This window comes from Comamonas testosteroni, assembly GCF_014076415.1.
GTDB lineage: Bacteria > Pseudomonadota > Gammaproteobacteria > Burkholderiales > Burkholderiaceae_C > Comamonas > Comamonas testosteroni_F.
The window spans coordinates 3,715,944-3,740,404 of sequence record NZ_CP043568.1; the positions used below are offsets into that span (position 1 = coordinate 3,715,944).

20 protein-coding genes and 5 pseudogenes are annotated in these 24,461 nt (G+C 58.9%); 15 read left to right on the forward strand and 10 right to left on the reverse strand.

Annotation, left to right across the window (positions count from 1 at the left end):
* Positions 1 to 47: 47 nt before the first annotated feature.
* From hemF to F0P97_RS17135, 3 genes are read right to left on the reverse strand one after another with little or no spacing between them, the layout of a single operon-like run.
* On the reverse strand, positions 48 to 1,001 hold the full coding sequence (gene hemF, locus F0P97_RS17125) for an oxygen-dependent coproporphyrinogen oxidase (RefSeq protein WP_182283252.1): 954 nt from the start codon (positions 999 to 1,001) through the stop codon (positions 48 to 50).
* Positions 1,001 to 2,293, reverse strand: a complete 1,293-nt coding sequence (gene purD / locus F0P97_RS17130) for a phosphoribosylamine--glycine ligase (protein WP_182283253.1) — start codon at positions 2,291 to 2,293, stop codon at positions 1,001 to 1,003. The genes hemF and purD overlap by 1 nt, the downstream gene beginning before the upstream one ends.
* Entirely contained in the window at positions 2,290 to 3,009 is a 720-nt protein-coding gene (locus tag F0P97_RS17135; protein WP_003053891.1) for a YebC/PmpR family DNA-binding transcriptional regulator, read from the reverse strand. Before F0P97_RS17135 ends, purD begins: the two co-directional genes overlap by 4 nt.
* An 80-nt stretch (positions 3,010 to 3,089) precedes the next feature.
* Between F0P97_RS17135 and F0P97_RS17140 the strand changes: the two genes are divergently transcribed.
* The 5 genes from F0P97_RS17140 to upp all read left to right on the forward strand — a co-directional run bounded on the left by F0P97_RS17140 (position 3,090) and on the right by upp (position 9,347).
* Positions 3,090 to 4,625 carry a helicase HerA-like C-terminal domain-containing protein gene (locus F0P97_RS17140; protein ID WP_182283254.1) on the forward strand — a complete coding sequence of 512 codons (1,536 nt, stop codon included), beginning with the start codon at positions 3,090 to 3,092 and terminating at the stop codon, positions 4,623 to 4,625.
* Between the two features lie 259 nt (positions 4,626 to 4,884).
* Positions 4,885 to 6,459, forward strand: a complete 1,575-nt coding sequence (locus tag F0P97_RS17145; RefSeq protein WP_182283255.1) for a methyl-accepting chemotaxis protein — start codon at positions 4,885 to 4,887, stop codon at positions 6,457 to 6,459.
* A gap of 89 nt (positions 6,460 to 6,548) precedes the next feature.
* Positions 6,549 to 7,445 carry an enoyl-CoA hydratase-related protein gene (locus F0P97_RS17150; protein ID WP_182283256.1) on the forward strand — a complete coding sequence of 299 codons (897 nt, stop codon included), beginning with the start codon at positions 6,549 to 6,551 and terminating at the stop codon, positions 7,443 to 7,445.
* Between the two features lie 182 nt (positions 7,446 to 7,627).
* Complete coding sequence (locus tag F0P97_RS17155) at positions 7,628 to 8,602, forward strand: threo-3-hydroxy-L-aspartate ammonia-lyase (protein WP_182283257.1); 975 nt, start codon at positions 7,628 to 7,630, stop codon at positions 8,600 to 8,602.
* Between the two features lie 112 nt (positions 8,603 to 8,714).
* Entirely contained in the window at positions 8,715 to 9,347 is a 633-nt protein-coding gene (gene upp / locus F0P97_RS17160) for a uracil phosphoribosyltransferase (protein ID WP_003062768.1), read from the forward strand.
* Between the two features lie 135 nt (positions 9,348 to 9,482).
* Here upp and F0P97_RS17165 read toward each other — a convergent pair whose 3' ends face one another.
* On the reverse strand, positions 9,483 to 10,586 hold the full coding sequence (locus tag F0P97_RS17165) for a DUF6817 domain-containing protein (protein WP_182283258.1): 1,104 nt from the start codon (positions 10,584 to 10,586) through the stop codon (positions 9,483 to 9,485).
* A gap of 4 nt (positions 10,587 to 10,590) precedes the next feature.
* Positions 10,591 to 11,391, reverse strand: coding sequence for a MetQ/NlpA family ABC transporter substrate-binding protein (locus F0P97_RS17170; protein WP_003075612.1), 801 nt, complete (start codon positions 11,389 to 11,391; stop codon positions 10,591 to 10,593).
* 292 nt (positions 11,392 to 11,683) lie between these two features.
* Here F0P97_RS17170 and F0P97_RS17175 point away from each other — a divergent pair, with 292 nt between their 5' ends.
* Complete coding sequence (locus F0P97_RS17175) at positions 11,684 to 12,370, forward strand: type 1 glutamine amidotransferase domain-containing protein (RefSeq protein ID WP_182283259.1); 687 nt, start codon at positions 11,684 to 11,686, stop codon at positions 12,368 to 12,370.
* Here F0P97_RS17175 and F0P97_RS17180 read toward each other — a convergent pair.
* Positions 12,355 to 12,810: a MerR family transcriptional regulator gene (locus F0P97_RS17180; RefSeq protein WP_182283260.1), complete on the reverse strand. Its 456-nt coding sequence runs from the start codon at positions 12,808 to 12,810 to the stop codon at positions 12,355 to 12,357. The genes F0P97_RS17175 and F0P97_RS17180 overlap by 16 nt on opposite strands.
* A 266-nt stretch (positions 12,811 to 13,076) precedes the next feature.
* Between F0P97_RS17180 and F0P97_RS17185 the strand changes: the two are divergent.
* Positions 13,077 to 13,434 (forward strand): annotated as a pseudogene (locus F0P97_RS17185) (hypothetical protein).
* 34 nt (positions 13,435 to 13,468) lie between these two features.
* Positions 13,469 to 14,467 (forward strand): catalase family peroxidase, encoded by a 999-nt coding sequence (locus F0P97_RS17190; protein WP_232537972.1) that lies wholly within the window; start codon positions 13,469 to 13,471, stop codon positions 14,465 to 14,467.
* Positions 14,468 to 14,890: 423 nt separating this feature from the next.
* Here the strand turns inward: F0P97_RS17190 and F0P97_RS17195 are convergent.
* Together F0P97_RS17195 and F0P97_RS17200 are read right to left on the reverse strand one after the other, a co-directional pair.
* A pseudogene (locus tag F0P97_RS17195) lies at positions 14,891 to 15,739 on the reverse strand (amino acid ABC transporter substrate-binding protein).
* Positions 15,740 to 16,194: 455 nt separating this feature from the next.
* Complete coding sequence (locus tag F0P97_RS17200) at positions 16,195 to 16,683, reverse strand: HIT family protein (protein ID WP_182283261.1); 489 nt, start codon at positions 16,681 to 16,683, stop codon at positions 16,195 to 16,197.
* 350 nt (positions 16,684 to 17,033) lie between these two features.
* Here F0P97_RS17200 and F0P97_RS17205 point away from each other — a divergent pair.
* From F0P97_RS17205 to F0P97_RS17225, 6 genes and pseudogenes are all read left to right on the forward strand, one after another.
* Positions 17,034 to 17,150 (forward strand): annotated as a pseudogene (locus tag F0P97_RS17205) (IS5/IS1182 family transposase); the annotation flags it as partial.
* A gap of 32 nt (positions 17,151 to 17,182) precedes the next feature.
* Positions 17,183 to 17,377 carry a hypothetical protein gene (locus F0P97_RS27920; RefSeq protein WP_332839859.1) on the forward strand — a complete coding sequence of 65 codons (195 nt, stop codon included), beginning with the start codon at positions 17,183 to 17,185 and terminating at the stop codon, positions 17,375 to 17,377.
* Positions 17,378 to 17,607: 230 nt separating this feature from the next.
* Positions 17,608 to 17,883: pseudogene (locus F0P97_RS17210) on the forward strand (NAD(P)H-binding protein); the annotation flags it as partial.
* A gap of 663 nt (positions 17,884 to 18,546) precedes the next feature.
* Positions 18,547 to 19,221 carry a DUF4386 domain-containing protein gene (locus tag F0P97_RS17215; protein WP_182283262.1) on the forward strand — a complete coding sequence of 225 codons (675 nt, stop codon included), beginning with the start codon at positions 18,547 to 18,549 and terminating at the stop codon, positions 19,219 to 19,221.
* Positions 19,222 to 19,444: 223 nt separating this feature from the next.
* Positions 19,445 to 19,663 (forward strand): cyclic nucleotide-binding domain-containing protein, encoded by a 219-nt coding sequence (locus tag F0P97_RS17220; protein ID WP_269780134.1) that lies wholly within the window; start codon positions 19,445 to 19,447, stop codon positions 19,661 to 19,663.
* A gap of 26 nt (positions 19,664 to 19,689) precedes the next feature.
* Positions 19,690 to 20,400 (forward strand): annotated as a pseudogene (locus F0P97_RS17225) (NAD-dependent epimerase/dehydratase family protein); the annotation flags it as partial.
* Between the two features lie 18 nt (positions 20,401 to 20,418).
* On the opposite strand, the gene F0P97_RS17230 reads toward F0P97_RS17225, so the two are convergent.
* Both F0P97_RS17230 and F0P97_RS17235 read right to left on the reverse strand, forming a co-directional pair.
* Positions 20,419 to 22,293 (reverse strand): hypothetical protein, encoded by a 1,875-nt coding sequence (locus F0P97_RS17230; RefSeq protein WP_182283264.1) that lies wholly within the window; start codon positions 22,291 to 22,293, stop codon positions 20,419 to 20,421.
* A 126-nt stretch (positions 22,294 to 22,419) separates the two neighbouring features.
* Positions 22,420 to 23,124, reverse strand: a complete 705-nt coding sequence (locus F0P97_RS17235; RefSeq protein WP_003062751.1) for a YebC/PmpR family DNA-binding transcriptional regulator — start codon at positions 23,122 to 23,124, stop codon at positions 22,420 to 22,422.
* 188 nt (positions 23,125 to 23,312) lie between these two features.
* Here F0P97_RS17235 and F0P97_RS17240 point away from each other — a divergent pair, with 188 nt between their 5' ends.
* Positions 23,313 to 24,455, forward strand: a complete 1,143-nt coding sequence (locus F0P97_RS17240) for a PQQ-dependent sugar dehydrogenase (protein ID WP_182283265.1) — start codon at positions 23,313 to 23,315, stop codon at positions 24,453 to 24,455.
* Positions 24,456 to 24,461: the final 6 nt, after the last annotated feature.

Consider the following 24,461-nt stretch of genomic DNA (forward strand, 5'->3'; position numbering starts at 1 on the left):
TCCCTGCTGACAGGGCTTTATGCGCTGCCGGCAAGGAAACAGACTGATTACAGCCAGTCGCGGCGAATCAGGAATTTATCCAGCAAATCACGCTCAGGGGTACCCGGTGCATCCTCGCGCTGATAGCTCCAGTCCGCATGGGGCGGCATGGACAGCAAAATGGATTCGGTACGGCCGCCCGACTGCAGCCCGAAATGCGTGCCGCGGTCCCAGACCAGGTTGAATTCCACATAGCGGCCACGGCGGTAGCGCTGGAAATCCACCTGCTGCGGTGTGTACTCCGCATTCCGGCGGCGCTCCACGATGGGCAGATAGGCCTTCAGAAAGGCATCGCCAACCGAGCGCAGCATGGCAAAGCTCTGCCGCTGACCCAGTTCGCTGAAATCATCGAAGAAGATGCCGCCAATGCCGCGCTGCTCGTTGCGATGCTTGAGAAAGAAGTACTCGTCGCACCATTGCTTGAAACGCGGGTAGAGCTGCTCGCCAAATGGCGCCAGCGCATCGTGGCAGACCTGATGGAAATGCACGGCATCTTCTTCAAAGCCGTAGACCGGCGTCAAATCCATGCCACCACCAAACCAGCAGGTCTTGGGCTGCCCCTCATGCCCGGCCGAGATCATGCGCACATTCATGTGCACCGTGGGCACCAGGGGATTGCGCGGGTGAAATACCAGCGACACGCCCATGGCCTCAAACGGCGCACCCGCCAGCTCGGGCCGGTGCTGTGTGGCCGAAGGCGGCAGTTGCGGCCCGCGCACATGCGAGAAACCGCAGCCTGCGCGCTCGAACACGCGCCCGCCCTCCATGATCCTGGTGACGCCGTTGCCTTGCAGCTTTTCGCCCGGCTCCTTGTGCCAGGCGTCTGCCAGAAAACGCGCACCACCCTCGCCTTCGATCGCTTCCAGCGCCTCGGTGATGCGGGTCTGCAGACCCACCAGGTACTCACGCACCTCGGCCGCAGGCAGCTGATCAGCCACAGAAGATGAGGATGTCTGGTTCATCAGTCGGCCTTCTTGACGGCACGGAAGCCAATGTCGCGGCGATACTGGGCTCCATCGAAATGGATGCCACGTGCCACGTCATACACCTTCTGCTGCGCCTGCTTGACGCTGTCGGCCAGCACGGTCACGCACAGCACGCGACCACCGCTGGTCACTGGCTGGCCGTCATCGCCCAGCTGGGTACCGGCATGGAAGACCATGGCATCGTCGGCTGCGGCGGGCAGACCGGTGATGGCATCGCCCTTGCGCGGGTCTTCGGGGTAGCCGGCAGCAGCCATGACTACGCCCAATGCGGTACGGCGGTCCCACTGCAACTCCAGCTGATCCAGCTTGCCTTCGCAGGCTGCCAGCATCACGTCCACCAGATCGCTCTTGAGACGCATCATGATGGGCTGGGTTTCCGGATCGCCCATGCGGCAGTTGAATTCCAGCGTCTTGAGATGGCCGACCTTGTCGATCATCAGACCTGCGTACAGGAAGCCCGTATAGGGCACGCCGTCTTTTTCCATGCCGCGGATGGTGGGCAGGATGATCTCGCGCATGGCGCGGGCATGCACATCGGCCGTCACCACGGGCGCAGGCGAATAAGCGCCCATGCCGCCGGTATTGGGGCCCTGGTCGCCATCCTTGAGGCGCTTGTGATCCTGGCTGGTCGCCAGCGCCAGCACGCTCTTGCCGTCGCACAGCACGATGAAGCTGGCTTCCTCGCCTTCGAGGAACTCCTCGATCACGACGCGTGCACCGCCTTCGTTGTGCTGAACACCGTACTTGTTGTCCACCAGCATGAAGTCCACGGCATCATGGGCTTCCTGCAGCGACATGGCCACCACCACTCCCTTGCCGGCAGCCAGGCCGTCGGCCTTGATGACGATGGGAGCGCCCAGACGATCCACATAGGCGTGGGCCGCGACCGCGTCGGTGAAGGTTTCATATTGCGCCGTGGGGATGCTGTGGCGCGCCATGAAGTCCTTGGAAAAGGCCTTGGAAGACTCCAGCTGGGCTGCAGTCTTGGTAGGGCCGAAGACCTTGAGTCCGTGAGCACGGAACTCATCGACCACACCGGCCGCCAGCGGAGCCTCGGGCCCCACCACGGTCACGGCAATTTTTTCGGCCTGGGCCCATTCGCGCAGAGCCTTCACATCGGTGATGTTGAGGTTCTCCAGCTTGCCGCCAGCCAGGGCAGTGCCACCGTTACCGGGAGCCACATAGACCTTGGTCGCCTTGGGCGATTCGGCCAACTTCCACGCCAGAGCGTGCTCACGGCCACCGCCGCCAATCACAAGAATTTTCATAGTTCTGCGTTGTGGTAGACGTCCTGAACGTCATCCAAGTCTTCAATCATGTCCAGCAGCTTCTGCATACGAGCTGCATCATCGCCTTCGAGAGCGATTGTATTTTCGGGGCGCATGGTCACCTCGGCCATGTCGGCGGTAAAGCCGGCGGCCTGAAGTGCGTCACGCACGGCCTCAAAGTCGCCGGGGGCAGTCAGCACCTCGATGCCACCTTCGTCATCGGTGATCACATCATCGGCACCGGCCTCCAACGCGATCTCCATGACTTTTTCTTCGTCCGTGCCGGGGGCGAACATGATCTGACCCACATGCTTGAACTGGAAGGCCACCGAGCCTTCGGTGCCCATATTGCCACCGTACTTGCTGAATGCATGGCGAACATCGGCCACCGTACGTACGCGATTGTCCGTCATTGTGTCCACAATGATGGCGGCGCCGCCGATGCCATAGCCTTCGTAACGGATTTCCTCGTAGGTCACGCCGTCGAGGTTGCCCGTGGCCTTGTCGATATTGCGCTTGATATTGTCGGCCGGCATATTGGCGGCCTTGGCCTTGTCCACCGCCAGGCGCAGACGCGGGTTGGCACTCAGATCGCCGCCGCCTTGGCGGGCGGCAACCATGATTTCACGAATGATGCGCGTCCAGATGCGGCCACGTTTTTCATCCTGGCGACCCTTGCGGTGCTGGATGTTGGCCCATTTGCTGTGTCCTGCCACAGGGAATCCTTTGATATTTGATTTAACCTAGCGGGAGCGATTTTACTTTTGACTGCATGCCCCCCCAGAGGAAACCCGAAATGGCTTCACCCCTTTTGATTGCCCAGCACTCTGCCACAGAATGTGCCCTGCTGCCCGGACTGGCCAATCGGCATGGCCTGATCACAGGTGCCACCGGCACCGGCAAGACTGTCACACTGCAGAAACTGGCCGAAAGTTTCTCGCAGATCGGCGTGCCGGTTTTCATGGCCGACGTCAAAGGAGACCTGAGCGGCATCAGCCAGGCCGGCAAGATCGAAGGCAAGCTGGCGGCCTCGCTCAAGGATCGCGGCCTGGCTCTGCCCCAACCCCTGGCCTGCCCAGCCACGCTATGGGATGTGTTCGGCGAGCAGGGCCACCCGGTGCGCGCCACCATCTCGGACATGGGCCCGCTGCTCATCGGCCGCATGCTGAATCTGAACGAGACCCAGATGGGCGTGCTCAACCTGGTGTTCAAGATTGCGGACGACAACGGCATGCTGCTGCTGGATCTCAAGGATCTGCGTGCCATGCTGAACTTTGTGGGCGACAACGCCAAGCAGTTCACCACCCAGTACGGCAACATCAGCTCGGCCAGCGTGGGAGCCATACAGCGCGGCCTGCTGACCATTGAAAGCCAGGGCGGCGACAAGTTCTTTGGCGAGCCCATGCTCGACATCAACGATCTGATGCAGACCGATGCCAACGGCATGGGCGTGATCAACGTGCTGGCAGCCGACAAGCTGATGAATGCGCCGCGCCTGTACTCGACCTTTTTGCTCTGGCTTCTGTCCGAGCTGTTCGAGCAACTGCCGGAAATCGGCGACCCCGAGAAGCCCAAGCTGGTGTTTTTCTTTGACGAGGCCCACCTGCTGTTCAACGATGCGCCCAAGGTGCTGATCGAGCGCATCGAGCTGGTCGTGCGCCTGGTGCGCTCCAAGGGCGTGGGCGTGTACTTCGTCACCCAGAACCCACTGGACGTTCCCGACAGCGTGCTCGGCCAGCTGGGCAACCGCGTGCAGCACGCCCTGCGCGCCTTCACCCCGCGCGACCAGAAAGCCGTGGCCTCGGCCGCCTCCACCATGCGCCCCAACCCGGGCCTGGACATTGCCGCCGCCATCACCGAGCTGGCCGTGGGTGAGGCCCTGATCAGCTTCCTCGACGAAAAAGGCCGCCCCAGCGTGACCGAGCGTGTGTTCGTGATTCCGCCCGGCAGCCAGCTCGGCCCCATCACGGCCGAACAGCGCAGGGCGCTGATCGCCGGTTCCCTGGTCGCCGGCGTCTATGAGAAAGCCGTGGACCGTGAATCGGCCTTCGAGATATTGCGCGACCGCACTGCGAGCGCCACGCCCGCCAAGCCCGGCGATGCCCCTGCCGCTGCCACAGCGGCCGGAACGCCCCCGCCAGGCAGCGCCACGGACTCCATGATGGACGGACTCAAGGAGCTGCTGTTCGGTCGCACCGGCCCGCGCGGCGGCCAGCACGACGGTCTGGTGCAGACCATGGCCAAATCCACGGTACGCACCGTGGGCAACAGCCTGGGCAAGGAGATTCTGCGTGGCGTGCTGGGCGGCATTCTGGGCAACAAGAAGCGCTGATTCCAGCCCACTCTCTCGCTCCAAGGGCCTGCTTCCGCAGGCCTTTTTTGTGGCCGCCGCACAGAAAGCGCTCAAGGCGGCACGCATTATGTCGATACATAATAAATCCGGCTCCTGGTGCCTGCCACCAGTCTCTTGGACATGTGCTGTTGCCTGCAGGCACAGCCGCCTCTTTCCTCTACGCTAACCACGCTGCCCGGTCTTGCCGCAGACCACCAGTTCGCTCCGGTCGGGCAGTGCTTTTGCAAATTTTCAGCCAATGCAATTCAATCAATGGCGTGTATCCACCAAGCTGTGGTGCACTTTGGGCGGGCTTCTGGCCATGATGCTGGCCGTCTCGCTATGGAACCAGCACTCATCCACCCAGGCCCTGCAGGCCGGCATGCAGACCCTGACCGACTATGACAATCGCATCAATCTCGCCCTTCAGTGGAAAGGTGCCACCGAGACCACGGGCGAGCGCGTGCTCACCAGCAATATGACCTCCGACGAAGCGCTGACCCAGCGCATGGACGAGCGCGTCAGCGAAGGCGTGGCCGTCAATGGGGCGCTGCAGGCACAGGTCATCAAACTGGCTCAAAGCGATGCCGACAAGGCTGCCCTGCAAAAGATCGCAGCCGTGCGCGCCGAAGTTCTGGCGCTGAACAAGCAGGCGCGGGAGATCAAGCTGAGCGGCGATATCGAAGCCATGCGCGACTTCATCCGCCTGCAGTATCTGGGCGCCATCGGCCGTTATGTCGATTCGCTGCAGGACTTTGTGAAGCTGCAGGAGCAGCAGCGCGACGCTGCCAGCCTTCAGCTGCAGCAAGACCAGCAAAAAGCGATCTGGCTGTCCTGGGTGGTGCAGGCTCTGGTGCTGACCGCCGCTCTGGGCCTGGCGCTGGCCCTCACCCGCTCCATCACCCAGCCTCTGAATGAAGCCGTGGAGCTGACCCAGGCCATTGCACAGGGCGATCTCACGGTAACTGCCGGCAACGACCGCCATGACGAGTTCGGCCGCCTGCTGAGCTCCGTCTCGACCATGGCGGCCCAGCTGCGCAGCCTGGTGGCCGATGTACGCACCAGCGTGCACTCCATCAGCACCGCCTCGGCCGAAATCGCTACCGGCAACCACGACCTGTCTGCACGCACCGAGCAGACCGCCGCCAATCTAGAGGAAACCGCGGCCAGCATGGAGCAGCTGACCGCCACCGTCGCCCAGGCCTCGGACACCGCCCGCCAGGCCAACCACCTGGCAGGCAATGCCGCACAGGTGGCTCAGCGCGGCGGCCATGTGGTGCAGTCCGTGGTCAGCAGCATGGGGCGCATCAGCGACAGCGCACACCGCATCTCCGACATCATCGGCGTGATCGACTCCATCGCCTTCCAGACCAATATCCTGGCCCTGAATGCAGCTGTCGAAGCCGCCCGTGCCGGCGAGCAAGGCCGAGGCTTTGCCGTGGTCGCCGGCGAGGTGCGCGCCCTGGCCCACCGCAGTGCCGAGGCCGCCAAGGAGATCAAAGCGCTCATCACCACGTCCGTGGATGCCGCCCAGGAAGGCGCAGACCAGGTCTCCCAGGCGGGCCGCGTGATGGAAGAAATCGTCAGTAGCGTCGGCAAGGTCTCGGACATGATTGGCGAGATCAGCGCTTCGGCCATGGAGCAGCATGACGGTATCAGCCAGGTCAACCAGGCCGTGACAAACCTGGATGAGATGACGCAGCAGAATGCGGCCCTGGTCGAGGAATCCACGGCTGCCGCTGTCTCTCTGAGCGACCAGGCCCAGCGGCTCACCGGCATGGTGGCCGTGTTCAAGGTCCAGGCCGCGGATAGGGCGCCGGCGCTGACGGCCTGAACCAGCAGGGGCTTGCCGGCCACCCTGGTTTGCCCGGATCAGTCACGCTTGTGACTGGCCCGCTCGGCGCCGCAAGACACCATGCCGGCATGCCTCATACCTCTGACGACACCTTGCTGACCGCCGGTCTGAGCAGCTTTCGCCTGGACCTGGCCGACCATATCGCCCATCTGGTGCTCAACCGCCCCGATGCCTTCAACACCCTGAATCCCAGGTTCTGGCAGGAGCTGGACCTGGTGCTGGATACGCTGCAGCGCAGCGGCCAGTCGCGCGCGCTGGTCATCAGCAGCACGGGCAAGCATTTTTGCGCCGGCATGGCACTAGAGACCTTTGCCGACCCCGCCTTTGCGCCCAATGACCGTACACCCGAGGGCCGCGCCGCCATCATCGACACCCTGGCCCAGTTGCAGTCCACCTTCAACAAGATCGAAGCCCTGCGCATGCCCGTGATCTGCGCCATTCAGGGCGCCTGTGTGGGTGGAGGGCTGGATCTGGTGGCCACTGCCTGCATACGCTATGCCAGCGCCGAGTCCTTTTTCTGCGTCCAGGAGATCAATATCGGCATGACGGCCGACCTGGGCAGCCTGCAGCGCCTGCCCAAGCTGATGCCGCTGGGCATCGTCAAGGAGCTGGCCTACACCGGCCGCCGCATGACTGCCCAGGAGGCCGCCAGCCACGGCTTGGTCAATGCCGTCTACGACACGCCCGAAGCCGCCGTCACCGCAGCCCTCGCCTGCGCGCGCGAGATTGCGGCCAAGCCGCCCGTGGCCATCTGGGGCAGCAAGCAGGTGATCAACTACGCGCGCGACCACAGCGTGAGCGACTCGCTGCAGCAAATGGGCTGGGTGCAGAGCGGCATCTGGAGCAACCGCCATGTTATGGAGGCCGTGAGTGCCATGCAGGCCAAGCGCGCCGGCGATTTCCCCCCGCTGGAGCCACTGCAGGCGTTTGCACCAGCGCTGCCAAAATCAGGCAACCGATCCTGATTAGATAGCAATAATCCATCTACAGAAAAGGTCGTCATACCTTTTGCGCTGACATTCCTCAGTCTTCTCGATGGCTCGCTGGAGGCCATCGAGGTGATGGTGAGCAGCAACGCAGCAATTCGGGTTGAAGTGGACCAGGCCCCGTTATCATGGGTTCAGTCACCACCTCAGCCTGTCCTGCCATGAGCACAAACACCGCCCCCCTGCCCACTTATGACGATGTCGTGGCTGCTGCCCAGCGCCTGCAGGGCGTAGCCCATCGCACGCCGGTGCTGACCAGCCGCACCATGGACGAACAGCTGGGCGCGCGCCTGTTCTTCAAATGCGAGAACCTGCAGCGCATAGGCGCTTTCAAGTTTCGCGGCGCCTACAACGCTCTGGCGCAGTTCACGCCCGAGCAGCGCAAGGGCGGCGCCCTGGCCTTTTCCTCCGGCAACCATGCCCAGGCCATTGCCCAGGCAGCCCAGTTGCTGGACATGCCGGCCCTGATCGTCATGCCCGAGGATGCGCCGGCTTCCAAGATGGCAGCCACGCGCGGCTATGGCGCCCAGGTCGTCACCTACAACCGCTTCACCGAAGACCGCGAAGCCATCGCCCACAAGCTGGCGACCGAGCGTGGCATGACGCTGATCCCGCCTTACAACCACCGCGACGTGATCGCCGGTCAGGGCACGGCGGTCAAGGAATTGCTGGAGGAAGTGCCGGATCTGGACTATCTGTTTGTCTGCCTGGGCGGCGGCGGTCTGCTCTCCGGCAGTCTGCTGGCCGCCAACGCCCTGGCTCCGCAATGCAAGGTGATCGGCGTCGAGCCCGAAGCGGGCAACGATGTGCAGCAGTCGCTGCGCGCCGGCCATATCGTCAAGATCGATACGCCGCGCACCATTGCCGACGGTGCCCAGACCCAGGCGCCGGGCGATCTGACCTTTGCCATCATCCAGCAGCGAGTGAACGAAGTTCTTACCGTCAACGACGAGCAATTGGTCCAGGCCATGCGCTTTTATGCCGAGCGCATGAAAATCGTGGTCGAGCCCACGGGATCGCTGTCTCTGGCAGCCGCCATCCACGGCGGTTTGCCGCTCAAGGGCAAGCGCGTGGGCATTGTGATCAGCGGCGGCAATGTGGATTTAGAGCGTTTTGCCAGCCTGCTGTCCGCGTGACAGCGAAAATAGCGTCCGTTGCGGCCCGGCCCGCATCCGCCTGATCCCATTTTTTGCAAGCACGAGTCCGCCACAAGCGGGCCTGCCTGCCTTCACCACAAAGACCAAGAACATGAGCACTCTGCATTTGATCGACCACCCCCTGGTCCAGCACAAACTGACACTGATGCGCCGCAAGGAAGCATCGACCAACAGCTTTCGCCGCATGCTGGGCGAGCTGTCCACGCTGATGGCCTATGAGTTGACACGCGACTTCCCACTGCAGGATGTCGAGATCGAAACCCCCATGGAAAAGACCATGGGCAAGGTCATCGACGGCAAGAAGCTGGCGCTGGTTTCCATTCTGCGTGCCGGCAACGGCTTCCTGGACGGCATGCTCAACGTGGTGCCCGGCGCGCGCATCGGTCACATCGGCCTGTTCCGCGACCCCGAGACCCTCAAGCCTGTCGAGTACTACTACAAGATGCCCGAAAACATGGGCGAGCGCGACGTGATCGTGGTCGACCCCATGCTGGCCACCGGCAACTCGGCCGTGGCGGCCGTGCAGCAGCTCAAGGACAAGAGCGCGCCCAAGTCCATCAAGTTCATGTGCCTGCTGGCCGCCCCCGAAGGCGTGAAGACCATGCAGGCCGCCCACCCCGATGTGGACATCTATACCGCCGCCGTGGACCGCGAGCTGGACAGCCATGGCTACATCCTGCCCGGCCTGGGTGATGCGGGCGACCGTATCTTCGGCACCAAATAAGCACGGCTGCTTGCCAACAAAAAGCCCCAGGCGCAAGAACGTGTTTACGATCTAAGGCCTTGGGGCTTTTTCATGCTCAAAACAGCCTGCAGCGCTTATCCATCAAGCGCAGGCAGCTATCAATTTCAGATCAAGTCAGATCTGTTTCAGCGCCACATTGTTGAGCTTGTCCAGCCGCCCAGGCCAATTGCCCTGCCGGGCCGACTGCAGCAAGATACGCGTCCAGGCAATCCAGGCATCCCACTGCACGCGCTTGTCCCAGGCATTGCCCCAGGTGCAAAAGCACTGCAACGCACTCTCGGCGGCCCGAGCGGCCTCGGCGCAGCGGCCCGCGCTCAGGTATAGCTGGGCCAGCACCATCCGCGGCTCGCCCACCCAGGGATTGAGCGCGGCAGCCTGCTCCAGCGTGGCGGTGGCTGCATCCAGATCGACCAGCGGCTGATCGAGCTGAATCACCGACCAGTACAGCGCTACGGCCGCAGCCTCGTTGCCAGCGCTCAGCAGCTGGCTGCAGTTCGCAAAAACGGGCGGCAGCGGCAGCTGGGTCTTGAGCGCAGGATGCTGCAGCGCCTGGCCCAGGCCGCTGATCTGGCTGAGCATGCGGCTGCTCGGGCGCATGGGGCCGGGCCACAGCGACGCCGCCCAGTGCACGGCCTGCTGGCGACTGTGGTCCACGGACGGGAAGCGCGAATAGATGTCTTCCTGCCAGCTGAACCACTGCTCCATGCTGTCGGCCATGCTGACAATCGCGAACACAGCCACTTCATAGGCGGTGAGTCTGATGGTCTCGCGCGGCTCGGGGCCGTTGCGCTCCAGCTGCATGCTGCCGTCCGCCGCGATATCGCCAGCCAGCAGTTTTTGCACGAACTGGGTGCGGCTCATGGTGCAGAACAGATAGACCAGATGCTCGGCCTGCTCACCGATCAGGCGCTTGAGCTGCTCGCGCTCGTTTCCGGCATCGAACTTGACCAGATCGACAAAGGCATTGCCGTAGACACTGTGCAGCAGACCCAGCTGCCGCACCTCCCTGGGTTGTTGCCACAGCGCCAGAGAGCGCGCCACGCCTGCCAGATGGTGGCGAAAAGTGCCGGCCTTGTGCCAATCCTGGCCCACACCGCGCTCCAGCACCACAGGCAGCAGCGGCGCCAGATCGGCATCACGGCTCAGCCATTCCTCGTCCAGCAAGGTCTTGGCGCGCTCGAACAGCGCCTCATCCAGTTGATTCCAGGGCTGATTCATGCGTTCACCATGCGGTTGTGTAAGCACCCTTGAAGGTCTTTTCCACAAAGGCCTTGACCTCGGGTGACTGGTAGGCCTTCACAAACGCCTGCAGGCCTTTGCTGTTTTCATGGCCGGCACGCGTGACGATGAGAACGGTCACATAAGGCGTGTTCACATCTTCCAGCGCCAGCGAATCGCCCTGAGGGGACAGACCGGCTGCCACGGCATAGCTGCTGTTGACAGCCGCGGCGTCCAGATCATCAAGGGCTCGGGCCAGCTGGGCAGCCTCGAGCTCGACAAACCTGAGCTTTCGGGGATTGGCAGTGATGTCCAGCACCGAGGCACGCGCACCGGCATCGGCCTTGAGCGTGATCAATCCCTGCTTGGCCAGCACCATCAGAGCACGCGAGCCGTTGGTGGGATCGTTGGGAATGCCCACGCGCGCGCCGCTCTTGAGATCGGCCAGCTTTCTGACCTTTCTGGAATACACGCCCATTTGCTGGTTCACAGCCTTGGCCACGGGCACCAGCTTGTAGCCACGGTCCTTGTTCTGGGCATCGAGGAAGGGCTGGTGCTGGTAGATGTTGGCGTCGAGATCGCCGGTGGACAGCGCCGCATTGGGCTGGATGAAGTCGCCAAATTCCACCAGTCTGACCTTCAGGCCCTGCCTGGCTGCAACCTGCTTGGCCACTTCGGCAATCTGGGCGTGGGGGCCAGCCGTCACGCCGACGGTCACGGCCAGATCCTGGGCCTGGGCCAGCAATGCAGCAGGTACCAGGGCGGCAACTGCCAGGGCTTTTACGAGAGAACGCTTGTGCACCATGGGCACCTTTCAAGACAAATCCGGGAAATGCTGGTCCGCCAAGCATGTGCACGCTCAGGGACAGCAGCTTGAAACTTAACGCATAAAGCAAACCTCAGCCGCCAGGCCGGGGCCCGCCCCCATCACAAAGCGGGATGGCTGGCAGCGTGGCTCGGGAAATATCAATAAAACCAGCTCAACCCCTTAACCATCAAGCGATGAAAGCTATCAAAACAGGAATATTTAAAGCACATCGCATGCTTGACATTGAACTGCGCTTCAAGCTTAAGTTGGGAGCCACAGGAGACACCCCATGCCTCGTCGCATTCTTCACGTAGTCAGCAACGTCGCCCATTACGATGACCCTGCCGAACCCACCGGCCTGTGGCTATCGGAGCTCAGCCATGCCTGGGAAGTCTTTGCCCTGCGAGGTTATGCGCAGCACCTGGTCAGCCCGCTGGGTGGTCGCTCGCCGCTGGAACCGCGCTCGCTGAAATGGCCAAACATGGATGCCACGGCCAGGGCATGGCTGGCGGATGCAGCGCGCATGGCCCTGCTCTCCAACACGGACGCCCCTGATGCCGTGGACGCGCAAGACTTCGATGCCATTTATTTCACGGGCGGCCATGCCGTGATGTGGGACTTTCCATCCTCGCAGGGACTGCAGCGCATCACGCGCGACATCCATGAGCGCGGCGGCGTCGTTGCCTCGGTCTGCCACGGCTATTGCGGTCTGCTCGAAACCCGCCTGTCCGACGGCTCGCTGCTGGTCGCCGGACGCAGACTGACAGGCTTTTCGTGGCTGGAGGAAAGGCTGGCCGGCGTGGCCGGCAAAGTGCCGTACAACGCCGAAGCGCTGATGCGCCAGCGCGGTGCCCAATATGAGAAGGCCCGGCTGCCCTTTGTGCCCAAGGTCGTGATGGACGGCAGGCTGGTGACGGGGCAGAACCCGCAGTCGGCCCGGGCCACTGCCCTGCAGGTGGCTCAGTTGCTGGGCTGAGCGGGTCGACCCGCCGCCTCCCCGTCCCCCTCCCGCCCCAAAAAGCGCATTTGCGACAGCACACGCCGTGCGTTGCCGGCGCAGTCCATGTCTTCGGGTCTGGCCTCGATCTGGGCAATCAGCTCGCCCAGTTCGGCGCGATTTTGCGTCAGCTGTACCAGCATCAGATCGATGCTCTGCAGCTTGCGATGCAGCGTGGCCAACAATTCGTCATGCTGCCACTGCTCCAGATCCTCGGGCAGCAACTGGCGCAGCTCCTGCAGGCTGAAGCCGGCCCGCTGCGCCGTGGCAATCAGCCTGAGCGCCAGCACTGCCTGTTCGGGATAGCTGCGATAGCCATTGGCCTGACGCCGGGCAGCGCTCAGCAGGCCGATGCGTTCGTAGAAACGAATGCGCGATGCGGCAAGACCTGTGCGCTGGGCGAGTTCTCCGATCTTCATGTCCACCATTCTCGCGCAATCCGCGCTTGACCTTGAACCTGGCTTCAAGCTCACGCCTGCACCATTCCCGGTCGTTGATGCCGGCAAAGCCTATGCTTCAAGGAGTTGAAGCGCCGAGCCATATCGGGCACCAATGGTCAGATCGCCTCGCGCGGAGTACGACGATTTCTTCCTGGGCAGTCTCGGAGGATAAACGGCCAGAGATTCCAATGGAATAAACAGCGTCCTTGAACTGTTTACAGCAGGTCAACCTCAAGGAGATCTCCATGACCCGTCTCGCTTCCTTCGCCACCCTCACCTCGGTGTTCCTGGCGGCCTGCGCCGTGGCAACTGCCGCCCAGGCACAGGCGCCCGCTTCTGCCATGAATGGCGTGCTCGTGGGCCCCAACCAGATGACACTTTATGTCTTCGACAAAGACGCCGCCGGATCCGGCAAGAGCGTATGCAACGGTGGCCCCGGGTGCGACGGCTACCGGTGACTGGAGCCTGGTTGTCCGCGACAACGGTAACCAGCAATGGGCCTACAAGGGCCGTCCTCTCTATTACTGGGCCAAGGATGCCAAGCCCGGAGACAGAACGGGGGATGGATTGCTCAACAACAGCTGGCACATCGCCAAGCCCTGAGAACTCAAGCCTGGATCATCAAGAGGAAGAAACAATGAAGCTCCGAAAAATGAAGCTCGCGCTGAGCTGTGTCATGCTGGTGCCGCCGTTTTTTGCCCTGGCAGCCGAGCAGGAAGTGACGGCACTGCGGGTGGTCCAGGCTCTGGAAACGACCTTTGGCGTTCATCAGGGAGAGCGCCGCAATCACATCAAGGGGACCTGCGCAGTGGGCGAGTTCACCGCTACCGCCGAGGCCGCCAGATACTCGCGCTCTACACTGTTTTCCGGCCAAGCCGTTCCGGTGATTGCGCGCTTCTCGCTGGCAGGAGGAAACCCCAAGGTTCCAGATGTTGCCCAAAGCGCGCGTGGAATGGCCCTGCAATTCAAGCTCCCAAAGGGACAGTTGCACCAGATGTCCATGTTGAACACCCCCATGTTCGGCGCCGCCCACCCCGGAACGTTTCTGGACCTGACCGAAGCTCAGCGCCCCGATCCAGCCACCGGCAAGCCGGACCCGGAAAAGCTCAGAGCATTCAGGGCCTCCCATCCTGACAGCCTGGCTCAGGCGCAATACCTGGCAAGCCACAACCCTCCCGACAGCTACACCCGCAGCGCATTCTTTGGCATTCACACCTTCAAGTTCATCAATGCACAGGACAAGGTGACTCTGGTGCGCTGGCGCTTCATACCTCAGGAGGGAGAGAAGCCGCTAAGCAACGAGGCGCTGAAGACGGCCGGGTCGGACTTTCTGGAAACCGTATTGATCAGCAGCACATCGAAAAAACCGGCTCGCTGGGACATGCTGGTGACAGTCGGACAGCCAGGTGATGCGCAGGACGACCCCACGCAGTCATGGCCCGCACAGCGACCTGAGTTCAAGGCTGGCACCTTGACGATCACGAGCGCTTCGACTCAGAAAGGAGGCTTGTGCGAGCCGATCAACTTTGATCCGATGGTGATGGCCGACGGCATTGCGCCCACCAATGATCCGGTGCTCCGCTTTCGCTCCCAGGCCTATGCAGTGTCATTTGGCAAGCGCTTGAGTGGTCAATGAACTCCGAGGATCAAGCTCGTACATTTCTCCTTGGGCTCCAGCATGGACAAGTCCAAGCAAGGGCAAACCAGGGAGGCAAGCTTGTGGCCGATCTTCGAATGTCGTTGATCGGCCATCAGCGGTCGTCTGGCGCGAGGAAACAAAGGGCAGGTCCACGAAGGGCAGGTCCAGACTGCACTGAGACGGTCGCCTACCGTCCAGCTTCGCGTCGCAGGCTTTTTCAGGCAGATCTGCGACGCTAGCAGACGGTGTCAGGACAGCAACGATTATCCCAAAGCAGATAAGCGGCACTGGTGAGTGCCATCAACAGCTTTACTCCGCAGTCGATTGATCGACTGCACCCCCTTCAGCAAGCCTGGCTTGAACGACCTCCACGCGCGGGGCAACAGCCTTAGAGCCCCGTCACGGACGCTTGACAGCCAATCACTGCGCTGGCTTGTCGCTGTGCAGCTTTAGGTTTGTCTTGAGTTGTGCAGCCATGGGCATCGACAGGTTTACACCCTTGGGCGGAATCGGCGATTCAAACCACTTGACATAGAGCTTTGCAAACTCGCCCGAGTCCATCAATCGGGTTATGGCCCCATCAACCAGCTTCTTGAACTCTGGATCGTCCTTGCGCATCATGCAGCCATAGGGCTCGACCTGGAGTGTCTCACCGACCACTTCAAGCATATTGGAATTCTTGGAGTTGGCTTTCAAGCCAAACAACAGAATATCGTCCAGCGCCAAGGCTGACGCCTGGTCTGTCTCAAGCAGTTGCAGCCCCTCCTCATAATCCTTTCCCAGGACGAACTGGAGGTCGAGATTCTTTTCGAGACCGTAGGCCCGCAATACTTTTTCATTTGTACTGCCGCCTGTGCTGGCTACCGTCTTATGCATCAGATCGGCGTAATTCTGAATGCCAGACGCCTTCTTGACGAGCAGGCGGGTACCGGCATAGAACTAACTGACAGAAAAAGCCACATCTTTGCCCCGTGAAGAGGTGTTCGTCGTCGAACCACACTCCAGATCGTAGGCCCCGCTCATCAATAGCGGTATCCGGTTTTGGGCCGTCACTGGCATATATATGACGTCCAAATTCGGCCTGTCCAACTTCTTGCGCAAGTTGTCGACGATGGCGTCCGTCAGGTCTACGGCAAATCCGACTGCCTTGGAGGGAGCGATGAGATAGCTAAAGGGCACCGATGATTCGCGGTAGGACACGGTGATCCTGTTGCTCTGCGCAACTTTTTCCAGAGTCTGAGCAGTGGTTGGAGTGACCGCAGTAACCATAGCAATGACTGCTAGGAACCCTGTGGCATGTTTCATAGCGAGCATGGCGCGTACTCCTTTTGCGACCTGAGTCGCATGCGTTGCGTAAACCAACAAGCAAGGATTGAGCGCATTCACTGCAAGGCATGAGGCTCGCGCGGATGTATCAACACCTGCGCAGTTGATTTTAGGCACGCCAACTCAAGCGTCATTGACGGACATCAAACTAATGACGGGTCAGATTGAAGGCCTCCGAATCACGCATGAGACCCCAAAAAAGCTGATATACAAGGTTGAACTGCATAGCAGCCGCGGGCTGCAATGGGCCGTCAGCGACCGTCCCAGATCGGCCAAGAGCAGCGAAGAGCAGCGAAGAGCAGCCACTGAACCTAAATCATTAGGAGGGAGTGACGCACCACCGCTCTTCATCAGAACCAACGAAACGATACGATCCCAACGAAAACTCAGGTAAAAAATCAAGATGCTCCCTTGGTCGATTGGCGCCAGATTTCAAATCCCCTTGATTTTTTTGCCATCAATTGCAACTCCAAATCACTTGCCCGAGGTCCATCATGGGAAGAAATATACCCCTCATATTTTGAGAAAACTTTATTATTATTTGATTTTATTCGAGCCCAGCTTGTGGGTGTTTGATGCATAGGGAATAACTTTATATGCGCATGATCGACTCCGTATCCTTCCGCAATAATTCCAGTTCGCGCTACATCATCCACGCCTAAGTCAATCATTTTGCATACTTTTCTTGCTGCTAAAAATAAATCGGCAAAGCGCACATCATCTAAGTCAACTACATAGCTTGGCAGGTGCTCTTTTGTGACTACCACGGAAAAACCTGGCGTATTTGGGAAGATTGATAAAAATGCCATATGATTCTCATCTTCCCACAATATATGAGCGGGGGATTTTCCATTTATAATTTGACAAAAAATACAATCATTAACCATTTTTAAAAACCTTTCCTCCAGAGTGTCTTGGAAAACTCATCGAATTCCAATATTCTTCCATATGGTCAGATTCGGCCAATATTCCGCAAATGTGACCAATTATTAATGAACTGACAACACCTGCTATTTCCGTGTTGACTGGTCCAAAACTGGGCCCAACAAACCATGGATTTCTTTTCCATATTGAGGTTGGTGTGTCACCATTGAATTTCCCTAATCGTGTATAGTAAACGTCACTATGAATATACCCAGTATTTATTACCAGTGAATCAAAGTAATCACGGATATATTTTGTTATGCCCAATGGCTCATCAGCACCAACTACAACAGCATCGTAGTTTTTTCCAAAACTGGCAAGCCTTGGAAAACTGCGCATCCGCTTTGAAAGGCGGTTAGATATCCACGACGCATTGCTGAAACTGGCCGCAGCGATCATCTGTGCACGCTTCGTGGGCCGGTGCTGTTAGCCGCTCTAAGCCTGGTTCGGCGCGGTGTGGGTGTGGGTGCAGTCCCTCAGCATGCCATCAGCGGGATCGATCTCTGCGGCATTCCGTTGGTAGAGCCGCAGGTACTTCGCAGCATCGGCTTGATCTCGCGACGAGGCAAGGCACTTTCTGCCAGGGCTCAGGAACTCCAGAGGGCGTTGCGACTGGTTCATGCCCAGCAGTTGAACAAAGCACAAAGTTATAGGTAGACGACTGCCTGATAGGAATTGCCTGCCGAGCAGGCCTATTCCTCGCCCATTCTTGCCCTATCAAGCCCAGCATTTACGTCACCGCTGCAAGCCTGTCTGCCTTCCGGGCTGAGCGGGCGGGGCCCGCCATTCCTGCGCAATCCGCGCTTGACCTTGAACCAAGCTTCAAGCTTAGGCTTGCCTCGTTCCCGGTCATCAAGGCTGGTGAAGCTATTCATCTAGGAGCTGGAATGCAGACCATATTGGGCGCCAACGGGCAGATCGCCACCGAGCTGGCGCGCGAACTCAAGCGCAACTACAGCGATGAACTCAAGCTGGTGAGCCGCAGGCCGCGCAAGATACATGACACGGACCTGCTCGAAGTCGCCGACCTGCTCGATGCCGAGCAGACTGCCAGAGCCGTTCAGGGCAGCAGCGTGGTGTATTTCACCGCAGGCCTGTCCCCCGATACTCAGCTTTGGGAGCAGCAGTTTCCGACCATGCTGCACAACGCCCTTGCGGCCAGCACTAGGAAATTTAGTTCGAGAAAGAAAAATTAAACCAAATAAGGAATACTTTGGGGAAATTCAGAACTTGTCTTTTACTAGAAATTCATACATACTTTTCGGAGAAAACGGAAAAATAACAATAGAAATAATTTCACTTGACAATAAATGTGAAACCATCGAATTAAACAATATTGGAGACGATATTTTTAATACTTGGAAACCTCAAAAAATTGCGGAAGATACTTTTGTTGCAAGATTTAATAGCGATTTTTGGAACGGTTGGCTTACAATAAAAAGAACCAATTGTTAGAAATATTTTACAGCAAAGGAGAAAAGGCTATAAAAACTTTTTGACGAACGAAGTTTTAGCAGTTGAAAATGATAACTTAGTCGTTTCAAACTTAAACAAGACTAAAGAAAACAGTTATTCGGTTGTATTTTATCCAATGACTGACCTAGAAGACAAAAATAAAGAATTAATAATCTTAAATCGTGAAATAAAATAACAGCAGGTAACAAGAGCTTTGTATCAGGTGGTGTGAGTGCAAAATTCAACAGTAGTTTTCAATTGAACTTTAGTAGTAACATCAGCTTTTGTGCTTCGACCTCCCACCCGAACACAAAGCCCCAAGCCATTAGTGACAAGCATATAGTAGCCATAATTGAAATGGAAACGACAAAATGAACAGAAATAGAACAAATGCTAAAATATCAGGATATGCTTTGATTTTAATGGCTTTGACAGCGGGCTTTGCCATTGGCTTTGCATTTCCTAAAGTTTACGACAAAAACCAGCTTGAATTGCTTTTAAAGAATTTTACTGAGAATTACGGACTATATAAACAAATGCTAGTAGGACTTTCTACCACTCTCATTCTTGACTTTTTGGTTTCGTGGACACTTTTTCAATTTTTTAAAAACGATAATAGAAAAATTGCACTTACGTCATTTTTATTGAGAATAATCTATACTTTCATTTTTGGAATTGCGACATATTATTTATTTGCAAATCTAAAATCAGGAATTGATAATAGAACTCTATTAGAAAACTACAACTCGTTTGACAAAATTTGGACTTCGGGACTAATCATTTTCGGTGGACATTTATTCGCAATTAGTTTGCTAATGAAACTACACAAGAAAATACCAAAAGCACTTTGGATTTTGACACTGATTGCAGGTGTGGCATATATGATTATTCACTTACTAAAAGTTATGCTTCCACAACTAAATGAATTTACTCAAATATTGGACAACCTTTTTGCCTTGCCAATGGCTTTGGGAGAAATTTGTTTAGCAATCTGGTTAATTATTAAAGGCGGAAAACAACATGAAACAAAAAACGCTAGCCACTAACATCAGCTTGCAGTCAGACAATTTGAGATTGCACCGGCGGCAGTTGAGGGGAGACACAATTCCCGTTCTATTAATTGCCTGTCCGCAAGCCACAAACGATTAGTGATAACATTGCGAAACTTTACAAAAAATGACAGAACTCGAACAATATATAAAATCTTAATTTGGAGTTATTGATGCAGACGACTTAAAAAAGATAGTCGAATTATTCAAACTGACTACAATTAAAAAAGGCAACTTTTTATTGAAAGAAAGAAGACAATGTGAAAATTTAAGTTTTGTACAAACAGGACTTTTGAGAATGTATATTTCAACCGACGAAAAAGAAATTACTCAATGGATTTCAACAAAAGGGAATCTTTCAAACGACTTATCAAGTTTTGTATTTGAAACACCTTCTGTTTTATCAATTCAGGCATTGGCAGACACAGAAGTTATTTAATTACAAAGACCGATTATAAAAATTGGAGCCGCGCTGCGGGGGCCCCATTTTTCTATTTCGACAACACCTATATGTATCCGCAGAACGCGCAGCTGCAGACCGAGCAGACGGCATTCGCCCCTGTGGGGCGCAAAGGCCGGGTGCGCGCCGCCATGGCCGAGATGGTGCTGTCCGAGATGGAGCACGGCAAGATTCCCGTGCTGATTGCCCGCGCCCCCGAGTTCTACGGCCCGGCACAGACGCAGAGCATTACCAACACCTTGGTGATTGACAGGCTCAAGGCCGGCAAGACACCGCTGGCCCCGGTGCGGGACGACCGTCTGCGCACCCTGATCTGGACGCCCGATGCCAGCCGGGCTCTGGCCCTGCTGGGCAACACGCCCGATGCTTATGGCCAGACCTGGCATCTGCCATGCGACGATGAGCGCCCCAGCTACAAGCTGCTGATCGACTGGGCCAGCCAGAGCTTTGGTCGCTCTTTCCGGTCTTCCCGCCATCACAGGCTGCCCCGCTGGGCACCGAGCGCAGCCGGCCTGATCTCCAAGCCCGTGGCCGAGCTGCAAGAGCTGCTGCCCCGCTATGCCCACGACAATCTGTTTGACTCCAGCAAATTCAAGCAGGCATTTCCGGGGTTTGCCGTTACCAGCTACCAGCAGGGGCTGGCGCTGATTGCCGATGAATTTCATAGAAATCAGCAGCAATCCCTTACCCAGACTGCGAAAGATGCTATCAAATAAGCATCGATAGTTAAAAAGCTACCAGCTCAGCGCCTGGGCCAGCTGCTCGGCCCGGGTTTGCTCGCGCGGGCTTCCCACCGAGGCGCGCAGGATGGCACGGCTTGCACCCTGGTCAACGATCCAGAAGACGACGTGCTTGACGGAAGCTGCGCCCGGCCGGCTCTCCTGCGGGCTCACTTCAAACGTCCATTGGCGGCCTTCAGGCCGGCGGTCCCTGGACCGCGTTGGTGCAGCAAAGCTGCGCTTTTTCAAGCTCCCCGCCTTCAGGCGGAACTGCTTTTCCAGCGCTGCACGCAGCAGCTTTTCCTGCGCTTCGTCGGATTCGGGGATCTTCAGCTCCGTGGTCAGGCCCAGTTGCTGTCCGGTCATCAGATCGCGGTACATCATGCGCTGCGAATCCTTAGGCTCCTGCAGATGAAAGCCTGCCGCACGCATGGGCAGCACCATGCCGGTGCGGCGATTTTCCAGGTCGGCCACCTTCGGGTCCTGGGCCTGCACCCAGATGTTCTGCAGCCCACCGGCATTGCGCAGGTACTGGCGCATCAGTCGCACTGCGTCGGCGTCGCGGCCCTGCTGCGCCGCCAGCTCGGCCCCATATTGCTGGGCCTGGTCCACCAGCTCGGACTCCAGCCTGAACAGGCTGACATAGGGCCAGGCCTGCAGAGCCTGATCCAGATAGCGGCCAGCCTCGGCTTGCTGACCGGCCTTGAAGGCCGAGATGCCTGCCACCGTATTCAGGCGCGCCAGCTCGGCGGGAAACTGAGCATCGGCCAAGGCCGTGCGGGCCAGTTGACCGGCCCTGGGCCAGTCGTCATCGACCCGCCAGGCATGACTCACCTCGCGCTCCTGGCGCGGTAGCTCTGGCGGCAGCTCGGGCGCTTTGGGCCATTGCATGGCCTGCCACAGCTGGGGCAGTTGCTGCAGCGCGCTATCACGCTCGCTGTCCATTTGCTCGGCGTGCAGGCTCAGTTTCCAGTTGCCGCGCACCAGCCCCCAGTCCAGATGCAGGATGTCGGGCCTCCCCTCTTCTCTTTTCTCGCGGCTGGCCTGCTGGCTTTGCACAGCGTCGCCGAACGGCAGGGCCGGTAGCCTCAGCCCAGGCTCTGGCGTCTGCTCGCTGGCAAAAATGCTGCGCTCCTGCTGCAGCGACTTCTGCCTGGCTGCAGCGTCCATGTCTTTCAGACCATCGTCATAGCCGAGCCGCATGCGGACCCGCAGACGCCTGCCATCGGGTTTCAGATAGACGTACTCCAGGCTCGCGACATCCTTGCGATCCCTGGTCGGCTCCAGCTGGACCAGTACCCAGCGCCCCTGCACCAGCGGCACGCTGAGCTGTGCGGCCTGGTAGTGCAACTGCTGCTCTGACGTATTCCAATGCCACAGCGGCGCAAAAGCCTTGGACTCCTGCCGGAGCTCCTGCAGATAGCGAGCCAGTGCGCCCTGATCACCGGCCATCATGGCGGCGGTCAGACCGCGCTGTATCAGCGCCTGCATCTGCCCACTGACCGGGTCGTAGCCGTCGGCTGCGGCCAGAGCCATCATCTGGTCAGTCTGCAACACGGCCTGCGCGTACTGCCCTTGCTGATAGAGCAAGCCGTAGAGCAAACCCGAAGCATCGAGCTGCTCGTATGGATTGCCGCGTGGCAGTGTCATGTCCAGCAGCTTGCGCGCCTGGGCGGTGGCATCGTCCCAGCGCCTGGCCTGTGCCGCCTCGACCACGGCACGGCGCAGCCTGAAAAAAGGCGAATCCTGTTCTGCAGGCGAATCCGCCTGCCCACTCCCCCCCGCCTGCCTTGCTGGCTCAGCCGCCTGCGGCGCGGGGCCCGACAGCAGCATGACCACCGCAATGGCAGTCAGTGAAACAGGCGCGGGGATGCGAGGCAAAAAATACATGAAGGCAATCCACAAGGCAGTTCAGCAGCCTTGCAGTATAGAAAACCGCTGTCTGCCTGCAGGCCAGGGAAAAGTCAAAAAAAAAGAGCGGCCCAGGGCCGCTCTCTTTGCCAGACGGCAATGACTTCAGTCCACCAGACCAGCGTAGACATGTTGCACGTCGTCGTCGTTTTCCAGACCGGCCAGGAATTCCTGCACTTCTTCCTGCTGCTCGGCAGACAGGCTGCTCATGCTGATGGGGTTCTTGGCCTTGTAGCCCAGCTTGACCGACAGCACCTTGATGCCTTGCGCGGGCAAAGCCTTGCTCACGGCATCCAGATCGGCAATATCGGTAATGAACAGCGTCGTGCCTTCTTCTTCACCGGGCTCGAAGTCCTGGGCGCCAGCTTCGATGGCGGCCATTTCGACGTCGGCGCCGTTTTCAGGCTCGCCTTCGATCATGCCCACATGGTCAAAATCCCAGGCCACGGCGCTCATCTGGCCCTTGCGGAAGCAGACGCGCATATTCGGAGCCGTGCGATTGGGATTGTCGGTCAGGCACTCCACCATCACGGGCACGCGATGGGGGGCATAGCCCTCAAACAGCACGCTGGAGTAGTTCACGGCGTCGGCGCCAACGCCAGCGCCCTTCTTGATGGCGCGATCCAGCGTGTCCTTGGGCATGGAAGCCTTGCGGGCCGCTTCCACCGCCATGCGCAGACGCGAATTGGCTGCAGGATCACCGCCGCCCAGACGGGCAGCAACCATGATTTCCTTGACCAGCTTGCCAAACAGCTTACCCTTGGCATCGGCGACCAGCGCCTTGCCTTTTGCTTTCCATTGCGCGCCCATGGCTGCGTTCCTTGTTGAATATGGTCCAAGCCTGCGTTGTGCACACACAGGCCGCTCGCCAAACTGTGGCGAGCAAAAGCCGGATTTATACACCTGCGCGCAATCTTTTGTCGGCAAACGGCATCAAGCCCGGGTCATAAACACAGGCAAACAGCGTGCTGCCGCCCGGTCATCGAAGAGGAGAAAACATGCATCGCATTGTCGTTCAAGCCCTGAGCTGCTGCGCACTGGCCCTGCTCGGCTCGCACGCCCTGGCGGCAGCCGAGCTGGGCACGCAAACCTTGGCAACGGGGCTCGAGCACCCCTGGGCACTGGCCTTTTTGCCGGACGGGCGCTATCTGGTAACGGAACGCCCTGGCCGCATGCGCATTGTGGAGGCAGGGGGCAGGCTCAACGCCCCTCTCAAAGGCCTTCCTGCCATCGCCGTCGCCGGGCAAGGCGGCCTGCTGGACGTGGTGCTTGACAGCGACTTTGCCAGCAACCGCCAGCTCTATTTCTGCTTCTCGGAACCGGGGCAGGGACCAGACCGGGGCAAGAACAGCACGGCCATGGCCAAAGCCCGACTTTCAGCCGACTCCGGCACCCTGGAAAACGTGCAGATTCTGTTCAGCCAGCGCCCCAAGATCGATTCGGCCCTGCACTTCGGCTGCCGCATCGTGGAGCGCAAGGTGAACGGCAAACCCGACGGCTCGCTGTTTCTGACGCTCGGAGAGCGCTACAAGGCCATGCAGGAGGCGCAGAATCTGCAGACCCATCTGGGCAAGATCGTGCGCATCAACAAGGATGGCAGCGTGCCTCGCGACAACCCCTTTGCGGGCAGGCCCGATGCGCTGGCCGAGATCTGGAGCTATGGCCACCGCAACAGCCAGGGCGCCGCGCTGGGGCCCGGCGACGAGCTCTGGATGACGGAACATGGCCCGCAAGGCGGCGATGAACTCAACCGCATCGAGCCGGGCAAGAACTACGGCTGGCCCGTCATCACCTATGGCGAGAACTATGGAGGCGGCAAGATCGGTGCCGGCATCACCGAAAAGGCGGGCATGGAGCAACCCCGTCATTACTGGGTACCGTCCATTGCCACCTCGGGGCTCGCCTATCTGAGCAGCGAGCGCTATGGCATGGCCTGGAAAGGCTCGTTCATCACGGGTGCACTCAAGGCCATGCAGTTGCAGCGCCTGCAGATTGCCGATGGCAAGGTCACCGCCACCGAAGTGCTGCTGCCGCGCCTGGGCCAGCGCGTACGCGATGTACGCCAGGGACCGGACGGCCTGCTGTACCTGCTCACCGATTCATCCAACGGACAACTGCTGCGTGTGCAGGCAACGCCTTGAGTTCGG

Coding starts and splice junctions, on each gene's coding strand:
- hemF (WP_182283252.1), bottom strand. CDS start 1,001: ATGAACCAGACATCCTCATCTTCTGTGGCTGATCAGCTGCCTGCGGCC.
- purD (WP_182283253.1), bottom strand. CDS start 2,293: ATGAAAATTCTTGTGATTGGCGGCGGTGGCCGTGAGCACGCTCTGGCG.
- F0P97_RS17140 (WP_182283254.1), top strand. CDS start 3,090: ATGGCTTCACCCCTTTTGATTGCCCAGCACTCTGCCACAGAATGTGCC.
- F0P97_RS17145 (WP_182283255.1), top strand. CDS start 4,885: ATGCAATTCAATCAATGGCGTGTATCCACCAAGCTGTGGTGCACTTTG.
- F0P97_RS17150 (WP_182283256.1), top strand. CDS start 6,549: ATGCCTCATACCTCTGACGACACCTTGCTGACCGCCGGTCTGAGCAGC.
- F0P97_RS17155 (WP_182283257.1), top strand. CDS start 7,628: ATGAGCACAAACACCGCCCCCCTGCCCACTTATGACGATGTCGTGGCT.
- upp (WP_003062768.1), top strand. CDS start 8,715: ATGAGCACTCTGCATTTGATCGACCACCCCCTGGTCCAGCACAAACTG.
- F0P97_RS17165 (WP_182283258.1), bottom strand. CDS start 10,586: ATGAATCAGCCCTGGAATCAACTGGATGAGGCGCTGTTCGAGCGCGCC.
- F0P97_RS17170 (WP_003075612.1), bottom strand. CDS start 11,391: ATGGTGCACAAGCGTTCTCTCGTAAAAGCCCTGGCAGTTGCCGCCCTG.
- F0P97_RS17175 (WP_182283259.1), top strand. CDS start 11,684: ATGCCTCGTCGCATTCTTCACGTAGTCAGCAACGTCGCCCATTACGAT.
- F0P97_RS17180 (WP_182283260.1), bottom strand. CDS start 12,810: ATGAAGATCGGAGAACTCGCCCAGCGCACAGGTCTTGCCGCATCGCGC.
- F0P97_RS17190 (WP_232537972.1), top strand. CDS start 13,469: ATGAAGCTCCGAAAAATGAAGCTCGCGCTGAGCTGTGTCATGCTGGTG.
- F0P97_RS17200 (WP_182283261.1), bottom strand. CDS start 16,683: ATGGTTAATGATTGTATTTTTTGTCAAATTATAAATGGAAAATCCCCC.
- F0P97_RS17215 (WP_182283262.1), top strand. CDS start 18,547: ATGAACAGAAATAGAACAAATGCTAAAATATCAGGATATGCTTTGATT.
- F0P97_RS17230 (WP_182283264.1), bottom strand. CDS start 22,293: ATGTATTTTTTGCCTCGCATCCCCGCGCCTGTTTCACTGACTGCCATT.
- F0P97_RS17235 (WP_003062751.1), bottom strand. CDS start 23,124: ATGGGCGCGCAATGGAAAGCAAAAGGCAAGGCGCTGGTCGCCGATGCC.
- F0P97_RS17240 (WP_182283265.1), top strand. CDS start 23,313: ATGCATCGCATTGTCGTTCAAGCCCTGAGCTGCTGCGCACTGGCCCTG.